Raw genomic sequence first — 17,341 nt, forward strand, 5'->3', positions numbered from 1 at the left:
GAAGGTTACCGTATAGCTATTGATTTTCCACTTGGCTACTAAATTCAAGTTGGTTATTACTGCTTGATCGAAATTATATGCTGTTAAGAAACTTATATCGGTGTACCAGCCTTCGAACGTGTAGCCTTCCTTTACTGGATCTACTGGTTTTGTTGCTTTTTCCTGATACTTCACAATTTGATCTGCGACATTATTTCCACCATTTGGATCAAAATGGACAGTATAGCTTTGTTTTTCCCATTTGGCATAGAGGGTTGTGTTATTTGTTACCTTGCCAGTCGCAAAATCCCATGCTTCCGTAAGTGCACTATCCATGTACCAGCCTGCAAAAGTATAGCCTAATTTTGTTGGTACTTCTGGCGCCTCTATTTTTGTATTGTATTCTGCTATACGATTTGGTACTGCACTTCCTCCATTGGAGTCGAAGGTTATCGTATAGCTGTTGATTACCCACTTAGCGTAGAGAGTTGTATCTGCCGTTACTTTGTCAGTATTAAATTTCCATACTTGAGTCAATCCGCTATCCTTGTACCAACCTGCAAAACTGTACCCTGTTTTTGTTGGCTCTGCTGGTGCTCCCAATTTCGTATTGTAATCTACCGTACTGCTTGGTACTGCACTTCCTCCATTGGAGTTGAAAGATACGGTGTAGCTGTTGATTTTCCATTTAGCTACTAAATTCAAGTTGGTTGTTACTTCTTGATCGAAATTATATGGTGTTAATGAATTTGTATCTGTATACCAGCCTTCAAACGTATAGCCTTCCTTTACTGGATCCGCTGGTTTTATTGCTTTTTCACGATAATTTACAATTTCATCTTGGACAACATTGCCTCCATTTGTATCAAAATGGACAGTATAGCTTTGTATATCCCATTTAGCATAAAGAGTTGTGTCTGCCGTTACTTTGTCAGTACTAAATCTCCACACTTGAGTCAATTCGCTATCCTTGTACCAACCTGCGAAATTGTACCCTGTTCTTGTTGGCGCTGCTGGTGCTGCCATTTTCGTATTGTAATCTACTGTACTACTTGGTACTGCACTTCCTCCATTAGAGTTGAAGGTTACGGTGTAGCTGTTGATTTTCCATTTGGCTACTAGATTCAAGTTGGATGTTACTGCTTGATCGAAATTATATGGTGTTGAGAAATTCGTATCTGTGTACCAACCTTCAAACGTATAGCCTTCCTTTACTGGATCCGCTGGTTTTATTGCTTTTTCACTATAATTTACAATTCCATCTGGGACAACATTGCCTCCATTTGTATCAAAATGGACAGTATAGCTTAGTATTTCCCATTTGGCATAGAGAGTTGTGTCTGCCGTTACTTTGTCAGTACTAAATCTCCATACTTCGGTCAAACTGCTATCCTTGTACCAACCTGCAAAACTGTACCCTGTTTTTGTTGGTGCTGCTGGTGCTGCCATTTTTGTATTGTAATCTACGGTACTGCTTGGTACTGCACTTCCTCCATTGGAGTCGAAAGTTACCGTATATCTGTTGATTTTCCAATTGGCTACTAAATTCAAGTTAGTTGTTACTGCTTGCTCAAAATTATATGGTGTTAAGAAAGTTATATCGGTGTACCAGCCAGCAAACGTATAGCCTTCCTTTACTGGATCCGCTGGTTTTGTAACGGTTCCGCCTTCTTCAACAGTAATGCTTGGGATATCGCTGCCTTGATTCGTATTAAACGATACGGTGTAATGGTTTTTAATCATAGCTGATACCGTAACCGTAAACACTTTCGTCAAACTTTGTGTACCCCTTGTAATAGTGGCAGTTAATGTAACCTCTTTGTTTTCCTGTGAGGCGATAACTGTTCCATTGTTTGCCACTGATTGGGGATTACTGCTTGTCCAACTAATATTTGATCTATTCTCACCTTTTGTAGGCAAGTTGATATTTTTCGTTACATGATTCGCATTGTCACCAGGAGCGAACGTAATCTCAAGATTTTGCTTATCCTTTGCAACTGATTCCATTAAATATTCCTGAATACATTCATCAAGAGCTTGCTGGAAATCTACCGGTCCAATAAATCCATCCTCCGGTATGCGATCTAGTAGTTTCTGCGCAATTGCATCTACTTCGGTATAGTCACTATCATTGACAAAAGTTTCAAGTACCGAAAAGTCTATTCCAAAATCAAAACCACCTGGGAACATCACAGCAAGTTCAAATATCCAAGTGTCACGCACTTCATGTAAAAGCATATATGAAGATCTTACATTGATTCCTTCATTACAAATATGCTCAACTGACGTCCGATTAGGAAATCCACCAAGTGGTCGATTCTCCAGCATGTATTTATACACATATTCTTTATCATTTTTTAAATGTGAAAAGAAACCGTCAGACAATTGAGAGTTGTCAAAAGCATATTCTGGATACTTTTCCACTGCCGCTTGCATCTCAGCCACCGTTGTAGCCTGATTGAACATATCTAGAGGCGAGCTCGGTGCAGGTGTTACAAAAATTTGATCTACTCCATAGCTTGTCCCTTGCGAATTAGTTGCATAGGCACGATAGTGATAAACAGTGTTTGCATTCAACCTCGTTAGCTCTGTTGTAAAGCTACCAGTCGTTCCCGTTGCGGTTACTTTTGAATCATTGATCGTAGGATTAATATTGGCTGAATATACAATACCTCTCTCAGTAATCGCTGCATTTCCATCTGAAGTTACATTGCCTCCTACCGTCACACCTGTACTCGTTATAACTGATGGTAGTGAAGTTATAATAGTTGGCACGCTAGCGATAATAGTTGAATTCCTCACAGCACTTATACCATCCATACCTACTGCCAAGAAAATTCCTCCGCCGTAAGCAATATTGATAATATATTCGTTTCCACCTGGAATGCCTGGTATATCTGTGTACTCTCTCGTCCAATTATTACCATCTACTGTTGAATAAAATGCATCGTCACTAACAGCCACAAACTCACCATTGGCATATGCAATACTATACAATGGGATAAAGGAAGAGGAAATGCTCCAATTAACGCCATCATCAGATTTTGCAATAACTCCATCAGCGGAAACAGCAATATACTTATTGTTTCCATAACTAATACTATAAAAATCTACTTGGTAATTGAAATTGGATTTTGTCCAATTTATGCCATCAATAGAAGTATAAATTGCTCCATTATATCCAATTGCAATAAACTTACCGCCACCATAAATTACCTTAAAAAAACATGTAAGTGAATCTGTTTTTGATTGAATCCAAGTGACTCCACCATCTGTTGAAGTATAGATTTCTCCATCAACACGACTATTTACTCCACCAACTATTACATATGTATTTCCATGACTAGCTGCAGAGAAAAAGTTTCCTTGACCATGACTATTATGGATAATAACAGGAGCTTTAACACTCCAATTAAGACCATCAGGTGATGTCGCCACAAAAGCATCATATCCCCCAATGGCTTTTTGGTTCCCTGTTAAGACCCACTTATCTCCTGAATAATATAAACCTGTAAAACTTCTAATGGAATTTAAGCCTGGATTAAACTGAATATCTTGTTTAGTCCATGTATGATCACTATTTAATGAATATAGATTTCCACCTGCATAATCATTATCATAGCTCGAAATGGCAAGCCATTTGTTTCCATCAAATGCCGCATCGTATAAACCGCCCGTTATGTTATTAGATTGATACGCTTTCCAACTATTCAAAATAGACAGATTTTTAATAACGTTGGCAGAAGAAATAACTGAGGCATTTACAGTCCGATCATCCAAAACACCGGCCATGCCAAATGTCCGATCGCCTAACGAACGCGTCCCTTCCAAAGCTGCACTTTCAATTGGTGCGTTATCAACATTTTCACTCTGTGGTGTTGATGCTGCCGCATAAGCCTTTACCGAAGTAAATATAGAAGCAATGGGATTAAATATGTAAATGACCATACAAACGATCGTTACCCATTTCATTCTGCGAAATAAACTTTTCATTTTCTCATTCCTTTCCTATAAGTTTTAATACTTTTAAACATATAAAACTGTGAATCTTTAATGAAATTCTAAACTATCAGACTGAACAAATTCTGAACATTTTCGACAAAAAAGGACATGAACTATGTCTCAAAACCCGGTATGTAAATGTTGGCTGACCTGCTTTCAATGCTCCGTTATTCGTCCCTTATAAAGGCTTGTTGAAATTTGAAGGTCTATTTTCACTTGTTCAAGCAGAAAAACCAACAATAAATTTTTTACATAAAAAAAAGACATGGCGATTAGCTGAAACCACTGTTTCTACCTAACCTCATGTCGATTCGACAAATCTTATAATAAGTACTGAATGATTTTTTTTGTTTCCGCTCTTGGTTTCAAGTTAAGCTCATTCTTTAAAAGTTGCTCCAAATTTTTATACATTTCCAATGCTTTACGGTCATTTCCATTGAATATATGATACTCCATTAATGCCCTCGAATATTTTTCTTCAAAGGGGTCCAGTTCTATTAATTTCTCAAGTATTTGTTTATGTACAAAGGTTTCATCTTGTCCAAAATCTTTCTTCCATATCCATTCTTCTAAAAGTAGTGAAAAACGTTTTTTTATACTTTCCTTTTCGTTTACTGCCCATGAGTAATCCTCAAACTCTAAATAATTGTTTTTATATAAAGCTAGCATTTGCTTTAATTGGTCCTCATTTTCGATCGATCTCTCCAACATTCTCTGTAAATAAAATACATCACAGTCAATATCGAGTGTTAGAGAATATCGTTCATTCGTAAAAATAATGGAATCTGGATATCCGCATCTTTTAAATTCTTTTCTCAATTGATACATACTTGAATGTAAATGTGAAAATGCCTTTTCAATCGGTACGTCCTGCCAGAGGTCATCAATTACTTTTGTCCGATGCACCTGGTCACGGTGGTGGAGTAAATATGCACAAAGCTCCTTTACTTTTTTCGTACGCCATTTAATTGGTTGACCTTGATGATCAACTAAAACAAAATCCCCCATCAATTGTGCTTTTATTTTTTTTTCTGACTCCATCCTAGAAAGGATGTTATTGTTCCTTCTCATCAGCTGCATGATTGTTTTTTCCAACCGATCTTTCGCAATTGGTTTGAGTAAATAGGCGGCAGCATACACATCAAATGCTTCAAGTGCATAATGGTCATAGGCTGTTACAAACACCACCTCAATTTCTTGATGCCGTTTTAAATGTTCTGCTAGCTTCAATCCATTCATGGTTGGCATTTCAATATCCAAAAATATAACGTCCGGTCTAAGAATAGAAACCGCCTGAATTGCTTCCACTGCATTCGTGAATTTCCCCACCACTTCAACTCTATCGAACTCTTTTAATAAGTTTTCTAATAGAGTAATCGCAAGAACTTCATCATCTACTAGTACAGCTCTTAACATTATTCATGACTCCTTTTTTCGTTTGCATCAAAATAGGGGAGCGAAATAATCACTTTTGTTCCATGATTCATTTCACTATTAATAGATAATGAAGTATGCGGAAATTGTTTAAGTCGTTTTATTATATTTTGAATTCCTACTCCACTGTCACTCTTCACTTGACCGTACAAAATTTGAGTAATTTGATGTTGCGACATTCCGACCCCATTGTCTTCAATTTGAATAATCATCATGTTCTCCTCTTTTCTGATGATTAAGCTAACTTTGCCTCCCCCCACTTTTTTCGTTAAGCCATGATGTATAGCATTTTCAATAATTGGCTGTAAAAGTAAAGGAGGAACGAAGCAATCTATATTTTCCAATAGCTTTACTTCAAATTGAATTTTATCCGTAAACCGAACCTTCTCAATCTCTACATAAGAATGTACTAGAGCAAGCTCCTTTTTTAGTGAGATTAATTGATTCGTATTACTAAAATCAAAGCTTCTTCTTAGAAACCCGGCAAAATCCGTAATCATTTTGCGGCTTGCGTCGACATTGATATAGCTTAAAGATAAGATTGAATTAAGAACATTATATAAGAAGTGCGGTTTAATTTGAGCCTGAAGAAAGGCAACTTCCATTTCAGTAGCAGCTCTGGCTGATTCTTTTACCATAATTAAATTACTTACTCTTGCATTTAATTCCATTAAGTCAAATGGCTTATGAATAAAATCATTCGCTCCAGATTGAAAAGCAGCAACTATATCCTCCGGTAAAACAGCAGCAGTTAGCATTAAGATCGGTAATTCCGTCAACGAATATGTCTTCCTAATACGTCGGCAAACCTCAAAGCCCGGTAGTCCCGGCATCATAATATCTAGAAGAACGATACTAGTATCAGGATGTTCATTCAACTGATCCAGTACATCTTGTCCCTTATCTACAGCAATTACATAGTAACCCTCCGGTAGTAACGTCTCTATTAATACTGCTAGATTCGTATGATCATCATCTGCAATAAGGATTTTCTTCCCTTCTTTCATTCCGGTTATGAATGGATATTTCGTAAAAAGGGAAGTAGTTTCCACAAGTTCATCCTGTCCTTCACTTGGAATCTCTTGTAATATATCTTCTTCCAATGCGATTGGAATACTGAAGGTAAAGGTAGAGCCTACTCCTACTTCTGATTCTACCCAAATTTTCCCACCCTGTAGTTCTACCAATTGTTTCGTAATACTTAATCCTAACCCTACCCCCATTTGTGTGTTGTTTTCTCCCCTATTATATAAAACAAAAATCTTCTCTAAGTTCTTTTTCGATATTCCTGGTCCTGTATCATGTATAGAAACATATACAAAGTCATTTTTTCGATAAGCATGGATCTTAATCTCTCCTTGTTCCGTATATTTAATGGCATTATCAACAAGGTTAAATAAGATTTGCCTTATTCGAGTTTCATCAGCGTATACATGTGAAAGATTTTTAGGGATACTGTTCTCAATTTTAATGTTCTTGCTGACAATATACGCAAATACCTCTGTCAACACATGTACCACCGAATAAAGGTCAACTGCCTTCGTATTTACAGCTAACTCCCCTCGCTTTAGCAATGATAAATCAAGAATATCATTTACAAGATTGGATAATCTTTTTGCAGAAGCCACAGCCAGATTTACTTTTTCCGTTTGTGATTCCAAAAGCGCAGGTGCACGGTTCCCTGTCAATGATTGCAAGATAGCAATAATCGCATGAAGAGGCGTCCGGAATTCATGTGATGTTTTTTCAAGAAATTCATCTTTGAATCGATCCGCTTCGAGAAGAATATTTGACATTTCCTCCTTCTTCCGAAAAGTATCAGCAAAGAGGTGAGCCATATATAGCGATAACAGAGACAGATAAATAAATGGCAAAAAAGGCGGTAATGAATTGATATTTAGCTTCCCCATGATATTCAAGGTACCTGTAATAAAATACATGACCATAATAATCGACCCAACCATTAAGTATGTCCCACCTAATGTACGGTTCAATACAGCCTTCACCTGAATCCATAATAGATAAATAAATACAATTAACAAAAATATGGAATGGACAGGTTGGCTTAATGAATTAACTTTAATCGGAAGAATCATAGACATGCATAAAATAACTCCAAAAAGGGAAATTGCTTTGAAGACTTTTTTATTTGAAAACTGGTTTAAAGAATGGTGAAAATAGTTCAGGAAAAATACTCCTAATAAATCTGTAGATATTCCTTGCAATCTCTCAAAAATCGAATATCCCATAAAGGGAAATAATACACTTAAGAGTTTTTCACCGTGTGTCGCTGAATAAAGAGCTATAAAAAAGCAAAACAATGAAAAATACAATAATGATTTGTTTTGGCGCAGACGAAAATAAAATCCAATAAAATAAATACCGATGATGAAAAAAGCAGAAATCATGATTAAATCATAGGCAATGGCTTTTTCCCGGAACCATTGCATTTGTTCACTAGAACCAAGGTAGATTGGACCAACAATCCCCCCACCTGATGCATAGTCGAAATTGGCAACATGCACAATAATATCAATCTTGTTATTTTTTTCATATAAGTATTTTATATAAGGTGTGTTACCAGCAGTGTAGGATCCATTATTTTTGGGAACACCACTACTTCCGATTTGCTTTCCATCTATATAAATAGAATTAGACATGCGAATATTAGATGTTTTGATTCCTAGTATCCCATGTTTATCTTTTAACTTCACGACTAAATGGTATGTCCCACTTGAGTAAATAGGTGTATTTTTTCCATTAATAGTTTGCTGATTCCATAAAGAAGGTACTCTTATATAAGAATATTTTTTATCTTTTTTATCAAAATATGTTTTACTTACTAATTTCCCTGGTACAAACTCCCATTCACCATTTAATGCTATTGGCTGATGATCTTGTAATTGGATACTCGAGAGATCCATTACTCCCCTTTTCGCTTGTTGACTATCTGTAGTATGGTCACTATAAAATGCAGTGATGGCAACAAGTATTAGGATGATTAAAATCGCTAAAATAATCTTTATAAGTCGGTTCATTTTTTTAGTGAAGTCCTCTCTGCAAACGGTGCAAATATACAAAGCTTTTCTATATATTTATCGTCTATTCATTGGCTTTTTACAATAGAAACACGGGGACGGTTCTCGCGTTTCCTTAAAACGCAAGAACCGTCCCTGTGTTTCCCTTTCCTCACTATATTCGTCTACGAGGTTTGTTCAAAAGTTTTATGTAATAGTGACTGTCATCCATGCAGCGGAATAATTTTATTCCAATCCACTTTAGCGGTGTCCAAATTTCCTTCATATGGTACATTGGCATCAGCATATCCCCTATGCATTAGAATACGAAATAGTATAAATTACCTACAATTAAATCGATATATTAATAGTAAAAAATACCTATCTATTTTCAATAATACTCCTTCACTCGTGATGAATCAATATTCAATTAATTATAATAATTTCGATATAAGTGAAATATTGAAAGGTTATGAACTTATATATGCTGTCATTGAGAAGAATAGTGAAATGGTCCCAAAATATATTTTTATAGTACAAAGGAATTATTTATTAATCATCGAATTATTATTATTTGAAAAAGAAAAATATTTTAATATGGGGGATGTGGATGAAATACTTGACGAAATTATCCATAATTAGCTTTATTTACAGTTTATTTTTTTATGTAATTTTTTATAGTTCTAAATATCCTTATAAGTTTGAACAGGTTACTGGAATATCAGTTTTGAATGGCTATTTTTCTGATATATTTCTATTGGCAGTGATTGCCGTTAGTATCATACTCCTGCCTATAATCACAAACAAATGGCTGCATGAAAGTTTACATTCACTTTGGATTTCTATTTTATGGCTTCCTTTTTTTATTATTTTATATTTTGTTATTCCAATCATTCTTCCAGGTTTGTATCAAGCAATAGATCCTTTATCAGAAGTAATGGAACAATATAGCTACAAGGCGAATGGGGTTTCTACCATATTAATATTTATAACCTTAACATTATCCAATCTAGCAATAATAACATTAAGTATTTTAATAAAATTAAAAAAGAAAACGGTACAACTTGAACACTATAAATAATTTCTAAGAAACATGGAGGAAATGATGAAATTTTTTTTGAAGTTATGTGCGGTAAGTCTAATTTATGGTTTCTTTTATTATTGGTTTATTTACTTAATTATGTCGCCTTATGAACTTGAAACGATTACTGGTTGGTCGCAAAATACTATCACAAATATTTTGATTATTTTTTTAGCAATTGTTCTGATATTAAGCATTATTTTCATTCCTATTATTACAAATAAATGGTTGAAGCAAAGTATGCACTCCCTATGGACCTCTATCCTTTGGATTCCTTTTATGATCATTTTGGGAATAATAATAGGAATCTGTTTTCCTGGGTTGTATCCCGACCTAGATCTTTTATCTGAGACAATAGAGGAGGAAGATCTTATCAATATATTACTATTTGGATTTTCATTTTTAATTTATCCACTTTTTATTATCGTTGTTACATCACTCAGCATTTTAATACCGTTAAAAAAGAAAGCGCAACAATTTTGAATATAAAATACTGTATTTATAGGGGGGATTTGAATTAAGATCTCCTTACAAACTACCCAGGTAATTAACTTCTGTAACTTACAGAAAATGCATTTAAATCTAATACGATTTTTTATAAAAGTTTCTAAATGAAAAATAGTTGTCCTTATAATCTTTAATCTATAGTGAAGGGAGCTATCGTTATGTCGATAGCTCCCTTTTTTAATTCCTCTTATAAAAAATACCCTAATCTTAATTGAGTAGATGCTGTTAAACGGAAGAACGAGAACTTTCCCCTTGTTTCTAAAAAAGGGGAACGCAAGAACCGTCCCCCTGTTTCATATTTATTTTACTTTAACGCTTGCTGTCTTACTCTTATTTTTTGCTTTGTCTACTGCATATACTGTTAAGGTTGTACCTTTTTTCTGAGCTTTTATTTTGATCTTATAAGCTCCTTTGCTGTTTACAGTACCTTTGCCAAGTAGTTTTTTGCCGTTGTAAACGTAGACAGTTGCACCTTTTTCAGCTTTTCCGGATACATAAGTTGATTTAGATGTTACCTTATCTACTGAAGGTTTTGCCGGTGGTGTTTTATCTACTACTTTAACAGTTGTAGCTTTGCTCACATTCCCAGCTTTATCAGTTGCAGTAACTTTAATTTGTGTTCCAGCATTTTGTTTCTTAATTGTAAAGCTGTAGTTTCCAGATTTGTCGGCAGTTACAGTTTGTGTAAGCTTTCCAGCAATGTAAAGCTTCACTACTGCATTTGCTTCTGCTTTTCCTGTTACTGTTGTAGATTTATCTGAAACTTCTTTTACGGTTGGTGCATTTGGAGCTGTTTTATCAATAGTAAACTTCACTGTTGTTTTGTTACCAGCTTCAGATGTTACGATTAATGTATAGCTTCCTTCTGCTTTGACTATTGTACCAAAAGTAATAGCTTTACCATTTAATGAAGCAGTTCCTTTATCAAATGCAATCATTACATCTTTATTATAGTAAGCATTGTTTTTCACGCCTACTACTACCGGTGCCGTTTTATCAATAGTAAATTTCACTGTTGTTTTGTTACCAGCTTCAGATGTTACGATTAATGTATAGCTTCCTTCTTCTTTGACGGTTGTACCACTTGTAAAGGCTTTACCATTTAATGTCGCAGTTCCTTTATCAAATGTAACCGATACATCTTTATTATAGTAAGCATTGTTTTTCACGCCACTTACTACCGGTGCTGTTTTATCAATAGTAAATTTCACTGTTGTTACATTACCAGCTTCAGAAGTTACTACTAATGTATATGTTCCTTCTGCTTTAACTACTGTACCACTTGTGAAGTCTTTGCCATTTAATGTCGCAGTTCCTTTATCAAAGGAAATCGTTACATCTTTATTATAGTAAGCATTGTCTTTTACTCCACTTACTACTGGTGCAGTTTTGTCAATAGTAAAGTGCACTGTTGTCACAATACCATCTTCAGAAGTTACAATTAATGTATATGTTCCTTCTTCTTTGACTACTGTACCACTTGTGAAGGCTTCACCATTTAATGTAGCAGTACCTTTATCAAATGTAACTGTTACATCTTTATTATAGTAAGCATTGTCTTTAACTCCGCTTACTACTGGTGGTTTTGGATCATCTTTACTTTGGATGATCACTTCTTTCGTTGTTTCGTTACCTGCATAGTCAACTGCGCGGAAAACAAATTTGTTTTCGCCTTCCACTAAAGGAAGCGTAATTTTGTAATCCTTATTATGTGGCTGCAAGTAATCTACTGGGCTTATAAATGGCGTTTCAAACTCTTGATTTTCATCTACATAGAATTTCAAATAGTTGTAATTATCCTGTAAGTTGACAGTCACAGTAACTTCGTCAACATTTTTGTCCACTCTTTCCGGTGCTGTTACATTGATTACTGGTTTTTCCGTATCAAGGAAGATCTTTCGAGCAATCGAAAATGTCTTGTTAGCATGGTCGGTTGCTTCAACGATAATGTTGACTAGGCCATCTTGATCAAACTTAACGGATGTTTGGAAAGCATAATTTCCTTTTGCATCTTTTGTCGTTGGAACCACTGTGCCATTTACTTTCAACGATTTTAAACCAAGATCCTCTGTTACGTAGCCTTTAAGCGGAATTTCATGGGTGTTATATCCGGCATATGGTTCAGGAGTAAAATCATCAAGGTAGATTTTAGGCATTGATACATCGCCAATGGCCGCTGTATCTGAACCATAGTTTGCTGCATAGTCTTGTGCCACGATTTCTACTACGGCTTTTTTCGGAACGGTTGCAAACTTATAGAAATTTGTATTTCCATCCACAGTCGTCGCAAGCACACCATCGACGAAAACGCCATATTGTTTGACGCCAGTTCCTTCTTCTACCGTGCTCCAGGAAACTGCACCTTTTTCAGGATCAAAGATTGCTGTTACTTTTGGAGCGGTTGTGTCCACATAGACTGGTATTTTCTTAGATTGCCACTGGGCGCCCTTATAGTCGATCACAGCCTTAATTTCGTAATAATACAAGCCATCCTTAACAACCTGTCCCTTTACCTTACCGTCCCACGTACGATCCGGATTCAGGGAAGCAGCATCCCCATTACCGCCATCATAAGCACTTTTGGCGACATCCGATTCTGCTGACATGCGGCGAAGGAAGTTACCATCCTTGTCCAAAATATTAAATTGCACTTCTTTTGCATTGCGAAGGAAAGTTGGAAATACATCGATTTCATCAAGTTCTCCTTGTTTGTTCGGATTCAAAGGATAAAAATTCTTTTCCGGAACAGGTGCGAGGAACTTTCCATTATTCGTTAGCATGTTTTGCGCATCTTTGCCGAATTTTTTAATAGCCGTTAAATCATAATAATTTGTTTCTCCAAGCGATTTAAAGCCATCGATAATTTGTGGGCGATCCCATTTTCCATAGAAGCCAACATACGGAACTGTTAAATTAGGTGCCTTGTTATCTGAAGCTGTTAAATTTACAGAACCCTCTACAAAAATATCTTCTTTTAAGTCATAGGAGATGCTCTTGCCATCTTTATCGAAGCCAGGGATTTTAGCGTCAGTAAAATCTACCTTTACTGTAAAGTCAACTGACTTTCCAGCGGGAACCGTAACGGTTTCCGGCGCATCCACTTTTGCCCCTTGCAAATCACCCGTCATCAAGGCATTCAGGTCAGGTGCACCTGCTTTTGCCTGCTGTTTGAACGCATCAGTTAAAACGGTAGTGTTGACTTTATACGTGACATCTTTATCGGAAATACTTTTCGCTGTAAATGTCATTTCAAACTGTTTCTTTTGGAAGGCTTTTAATTCTACTTTCGCTTCACCATTGGCTTTGTTGACAACGTAGACTGGCGTTGTAACTGCGGAAAGGGTCTGCATCATCCCCGCACCTTCAAGGCGAGGAGAGTACGGATGGCCATTAACATCATTGATGACCTTCGCTGTATTCATTAACAAGATTTTCGCCAGTTTTGTGTGCTCAGCTACCGAAAGACCACTGAACCGCTTGTCGCTTTTAAGATATTCCTGCACCAAAGCAGAACCACCGGCCACATGCGGTGTCGCCATGGATGTTCCACTCTTTGTACCATATTTATTATCGTTCAAGGTAGAATTAATGCTTCCACCCGGAGCGGTAATTTCAGGCTTCAACTCTAAAGACGGAGTTGTTCCCCATGATGAAAAGGTAGCAATTTTTCCGACTGTTGAAGTTTGCACTACATCAGATGTTACCTTCAAAGTTTTATTGCCTGCCGCAATCGCCGCTTCAAGAGCAGCTCCATCTGTCTTTGCAATCATCATGAACGGAATTTGCATGTTTCCTAGATTATTTTGAATGGCTGAGTCATTGTTGTATACAATAATACCTGCTGCCCCAGCGTCATAGGCATTTTTCGTTTTATCAACGAAAGTTACATCTCCACGTGGTACAACAACTACTTTGCCCTTTACGTCTACACCATTATAATCCTCTGGATAGCCAAGCTTTCCGCCAAGACTTACAAGCTCGAGCTTTCCGCCATTCGCTTCAACTAGCTTCGTCCAATCATCTGCACCATAACCATCGCTCTTAAAGGAAGTCGTACCCTCAAGAGTAAGCGAATGCTTGAATAATAGAGTACCATTGTTGGATGCAGCCACAGAGATGGCATCCGGATTAACCGACGGTGCACCAACTGTTCCAATGTCCGGGTTTTGTGCAAGTGGCGTTCCATTTGTCAAACCATAGCCAATATGGCCGGAGTTTCCTGCGGCTACGGCACAAACTACCCCATTTTCCACCGCACGTTGGATCGCCAAGTCTTCAGCAGCATCTTCTTCATAGAAGGAAGCAACGTCGCCAAGACTCATATTTAATGCATCAGCACCAAGTTTGATTGAGTCATCAATCGCAACAAGATATACATCTGACCAAGTCGAACCAAAATTCGGATCGTTACTGAATACCTTCATCGCCAATACCTGTGATTCAGGTGCAACCCCTTTAACGCCTCCATTTGCTTCATCGCCGTTCGCGCTTACGATCCCGGCTACGTGCATGCCATGCTGGCCGGTGGCACCAATATCAATAATAGTATCGTTTTCATCAAAATAGTTGTAGCCGTATGGCACTTTATCCGTATAGAATTTCCCTTTTAGATTGTTATCCTTTACCAGCTGGCCAACTTTATCCTTGGATAAGTCTTCTTTGGATTTGTCTGTCAATATAAAATCACGGTGCGTTGGGTCAATTCCTGTGTCAATAATCGAGACAACCATGCCCTCGCCTTTATATCCGGTTTCTTGCCATGTCTCGCGAGACTGTATAAAGTTATGGCTCGTCGCGTCTTCCGGTACAGCTTCAGGACGTTTATACTCATTGGCGATATAAACATTTTTTACTCCTGAAATAGATTCAATTTTTGCAATGTCGCCAAAGAAAACCTCTCCACTAAAGCCATTGAAAACAGTGGAAAACTGTTCTTTGTACTTAATATTGATTCCTTTCGACTGGAATTGACTCTTTACCGTTTTTTGTTGGCTTAACACATCAGATTCGAGTGAATTCTTTTTACTTTCTGATAATTGTTTGTATAATTTCCCTTGTTTTGTCGCATATTCTACAGGTGTTTGGCCCTCTACCTCAACGATGACACGCACCTTGTCGGTAGCCTTTAAATTTGCCTTGGTTTTTACTGATTGGAGATCCTGTACTGCTGAAAGTGTTTCCTGCTGCTCCAATTGTTTTAATTGCCGTACTTTTGCCTCTAAGTCACCAGGCTTATAGGCTGCCGATGTTGGACCTGCAAAACCGAAACCTGACAGAACAAGAGCCCCTGCCAACACTAAGGATACCAGTTGGCGTTTCTTTTTCTTTTTCCTTTGTACCATTAAATTCTTCCCCCCATATTTTTCTTTTTTTGTATAAACTTTCCCAATCTATCAGAATAGTTAGAATATACAAGCATAATTTTAATATTCTTTTAAACTAACTGTCAATAAATTTACCGAAAAAAAATAAAATTATTTCTTTTTTGTATATTTCGACATTTCTTCGCCACGTCCCTCTCTTTTCTAGTTTCCTTACTAATCTTTAGATAATTTACAAGGCGGCTGATTAGAAAGTACCAAACAATATCAAGCATTGATGGAAAGGTTGTCCTATATAGGAAATTTTGCATAGGAATCACAAGGTAAAATGACGGATGTTGTGCTCGGGAATTTTTTTTCGGAGTAGTTGAGAAAATGTACAATACTAATTAATGAACTAGTTGGAGATTATTTTGTATGAAAACTTTTATACGAAAGCAGATCCTCCCTTTAAACTTTTTAAGAGGCTAATAGAATTATTAGTTTTGGGGATGTAGTAGTTCTATTTCGGACCGATTAGTTTAATTTTCTAAAAAACATTTCTATCAAAGCACTTGCCCACAAAAAAGCTAATAGAAATTGAGGAAGTAAGTGGAAACTCCCTTTCGCGATTAAAAACAATATAAATCTATGTATACAAAATGGGGGGGGGAATTTGACTTCTTTACTGAGTCAATGCACTTAAAAGGAAGCATGAGAATTTTCCCATGCTTCTAAAAAAAGGGGAACGCAAGAACCGTCCCCCTGTTTCATATTTATTTTACTTTAACGCTTGCTGTTGTACTCTTATTTTTTGCTTTATCTACTGCATACACTTTTAAGGTTGTACCTTTTTTCTGAGCTTTTATCTTGATTTTATAAGCTCCTTTGCTGTTTACAGTACCTTTGCCAAGAAGTTTTTTGCCATTGTAAACATAGACAGTTGCACCTTTTTCAGCTTTTCCGGAAACATAAGTTGATTTAGATGTTACCTTATTTACTGAAGGTTTTGCAGGCGCTGTTTTATCTACTACTTTAACAGTTGTAGCTTTGCTCACATTCCCAGCTTTATCAGTTGCTGTAACCTTAATTTGTGTTCCAGCCTTTTGTTTCTTAATTGTAAAGCTATAGTTTCCAGATTTGTCGGCAGTTACAGTTTGTTTAAGCTTTCCAGCAATATAAAGCTTCACTACTGCATTTGCTTCTGTTTTTCCTGTTACTTTTGTAGACTTATCTGAAACTTGTTTTACTGTTGGTGCCTTTGGAGCTTTTTGATCAATAGTAAACTTCACTGTTGTTTTAATACCAGCTTTAGATGTTACGACTAATGTATATGTTCCATCAGCTTTTACTACTGTACCACTTGTAAATGCTTTACCATTTAATGTCGCAGTTCCTTTATTGAATTTAACTGTTACATTTTTATTATAGTAAGCATTGTTTTTCACTCCACTTACTGCCGGTGCTGTTTTATCAATAGTAAATTTCACCGTTGTTTTGTTACCAGCTTCAGAAGTTACGATTAATGTATATGTTCCTTCTGCTTTGACGGTTGTACCACTTGTAAATGCTTTACCATTTAATGTAGCAGTACCTTTATCAAATTTAATCGTTACATCTTTACTATAGTAAGCATTGTTTTTCACTCCACTTACTACAGGTGCTGTTTTATCAATAGTGAATTTCACTGTTGTTACATTACCAGCCTCAGAAGTTACTACTAATGTATATGTTCCTTCTGCTTTCACTACTGTACCACTTGTAAATGCTTTACCATTTAATGTCGCAGTACCTTTATCAAATGTAATCGTTACATCTTTATTATAGTAAGTATTGTTTTTAACTCCGCTTACTACTGGTGCTGTTTTATCAATAGTGAATTTCACTGTTGTCCCAATACCAGATTCAGAAGTTACGATTAATGTATATGTTCCTTCTGCCTTGACTACTGTACCACTTGTAATAGCATTACCATTTAATGTCGCAGTTCCTTTATCAAAGGAAATCGTTACATCTTTATT

General features: G+C 36.4%; 7 protein-coding genes. 2 read left to right on the top strand and 5 right to left on the bottom strand.

Going from position 1 to position 17,341, the window contains the following annotated elements:
* The 3 genes from AC3WJF_RS21580 to AC3WJF_RS21590 form a co-directional block, all read right to left on the bottom strand.
* Positions 1-3,972 (bottom strand): InlB B-repeat-containing protein (locus tag AC3WJF_RS21580; RefSeq protein ID WP_492455910.1); only part of this gene is annotated, 3,972 nt, incomplete at its 3' end.
* 330 nt (positions 3,973-4,302) lie between these two features.
* Positions 4,303-5,397, bottom strand: coding sequence for a response regulator (locus AC3WJF_RS21585; RefSeq protein ID WP_492455911.1), 1,095 nt, complete (start codon positions 5,395-5,397; stop codon positions 4,303-4,305).
* Positions 5,397-8,453: a hybrid sensor histidine kinase/response regulator gene (locus AC3WJF_RS21590; protein WP_492455913.1), complete on the bottom strand. Its 3,057-nt coding sequence runs from the start codon at positions 8,451-8,453 to the stop codon at positions 5,397-5,399. Before AC3WJF_RS21590 ends, AC3WJF_RS21585 begins: the two co-directional genes overlap by 1 nt.
* Before the next feature lie 589 nt (positions 8,454-9,042).
* Between AC3WJF_RS21590 and AC3WJF_RS21595 the strand changes: the two genes are divergently transcribed.
* Both AC3WJF_RS21595 and AC3WJF_RS21600 read left to right on the top strand, forming a co-directional pair.
* Positions 9,043-9,513 carry a hypothetical protein gene (locus AC3WJF_RS21595; protein WP_492455914.1) on the top strand — a complete coding sequence of 157 codons (471 nt, stop codon included), beginning with the start codon at positions 9,043-9,045 and terminating at the stop codon, positions 9,511-9,513.
* Positions 9,514-9,534: 21 nt separating this feature from the next.
* Positions 9,535-9,996 (top strand): hypothetical protein, encoded by a 462-nt coding sequence (locus tag AC3WJF_RS21600; protein ID WP_492455916.1) that lies wholly within the window; start codon positions 9,535-9,537, stop codon positions 9,994-9,996.
* Between the two features lie 323 nt (positions 9,997-10,319).
* Here AC3WJF_RS21600 and AC3WJF_RS21605 read toward each other — a convergent pair whose 3' ends face one another.
* Together AC3WJF_RS21605 and AC3WJF_RS21610 are read right to left on the bottom strand one after the other, a co-directional pair.
* Complete coding sequence (locus AC3WJF_RS21605; protein WP_492455918.1) at positions 10,320-15,362, bottom strand: S8 family serine peptidase; 5,043 nt, start codon at positions 15,360-15,362, stop codon at positions 10,320-10,322.
* A 734-nt stretch (positions 15,363-16,096) separates the two neighbouring features.
* Positions 16,097-17,341: Ig-like domain-containing protein (locus AC3WJF_RS21610; protein ID WP_492455919.1), on the bottom strand; the 1,245-nt coding region annotated here is incomplete at its 5' end.

The sequence above is a fragment of the Heyndrickxia sp. FW510-T9 genome (assembly GCF_058781025.1).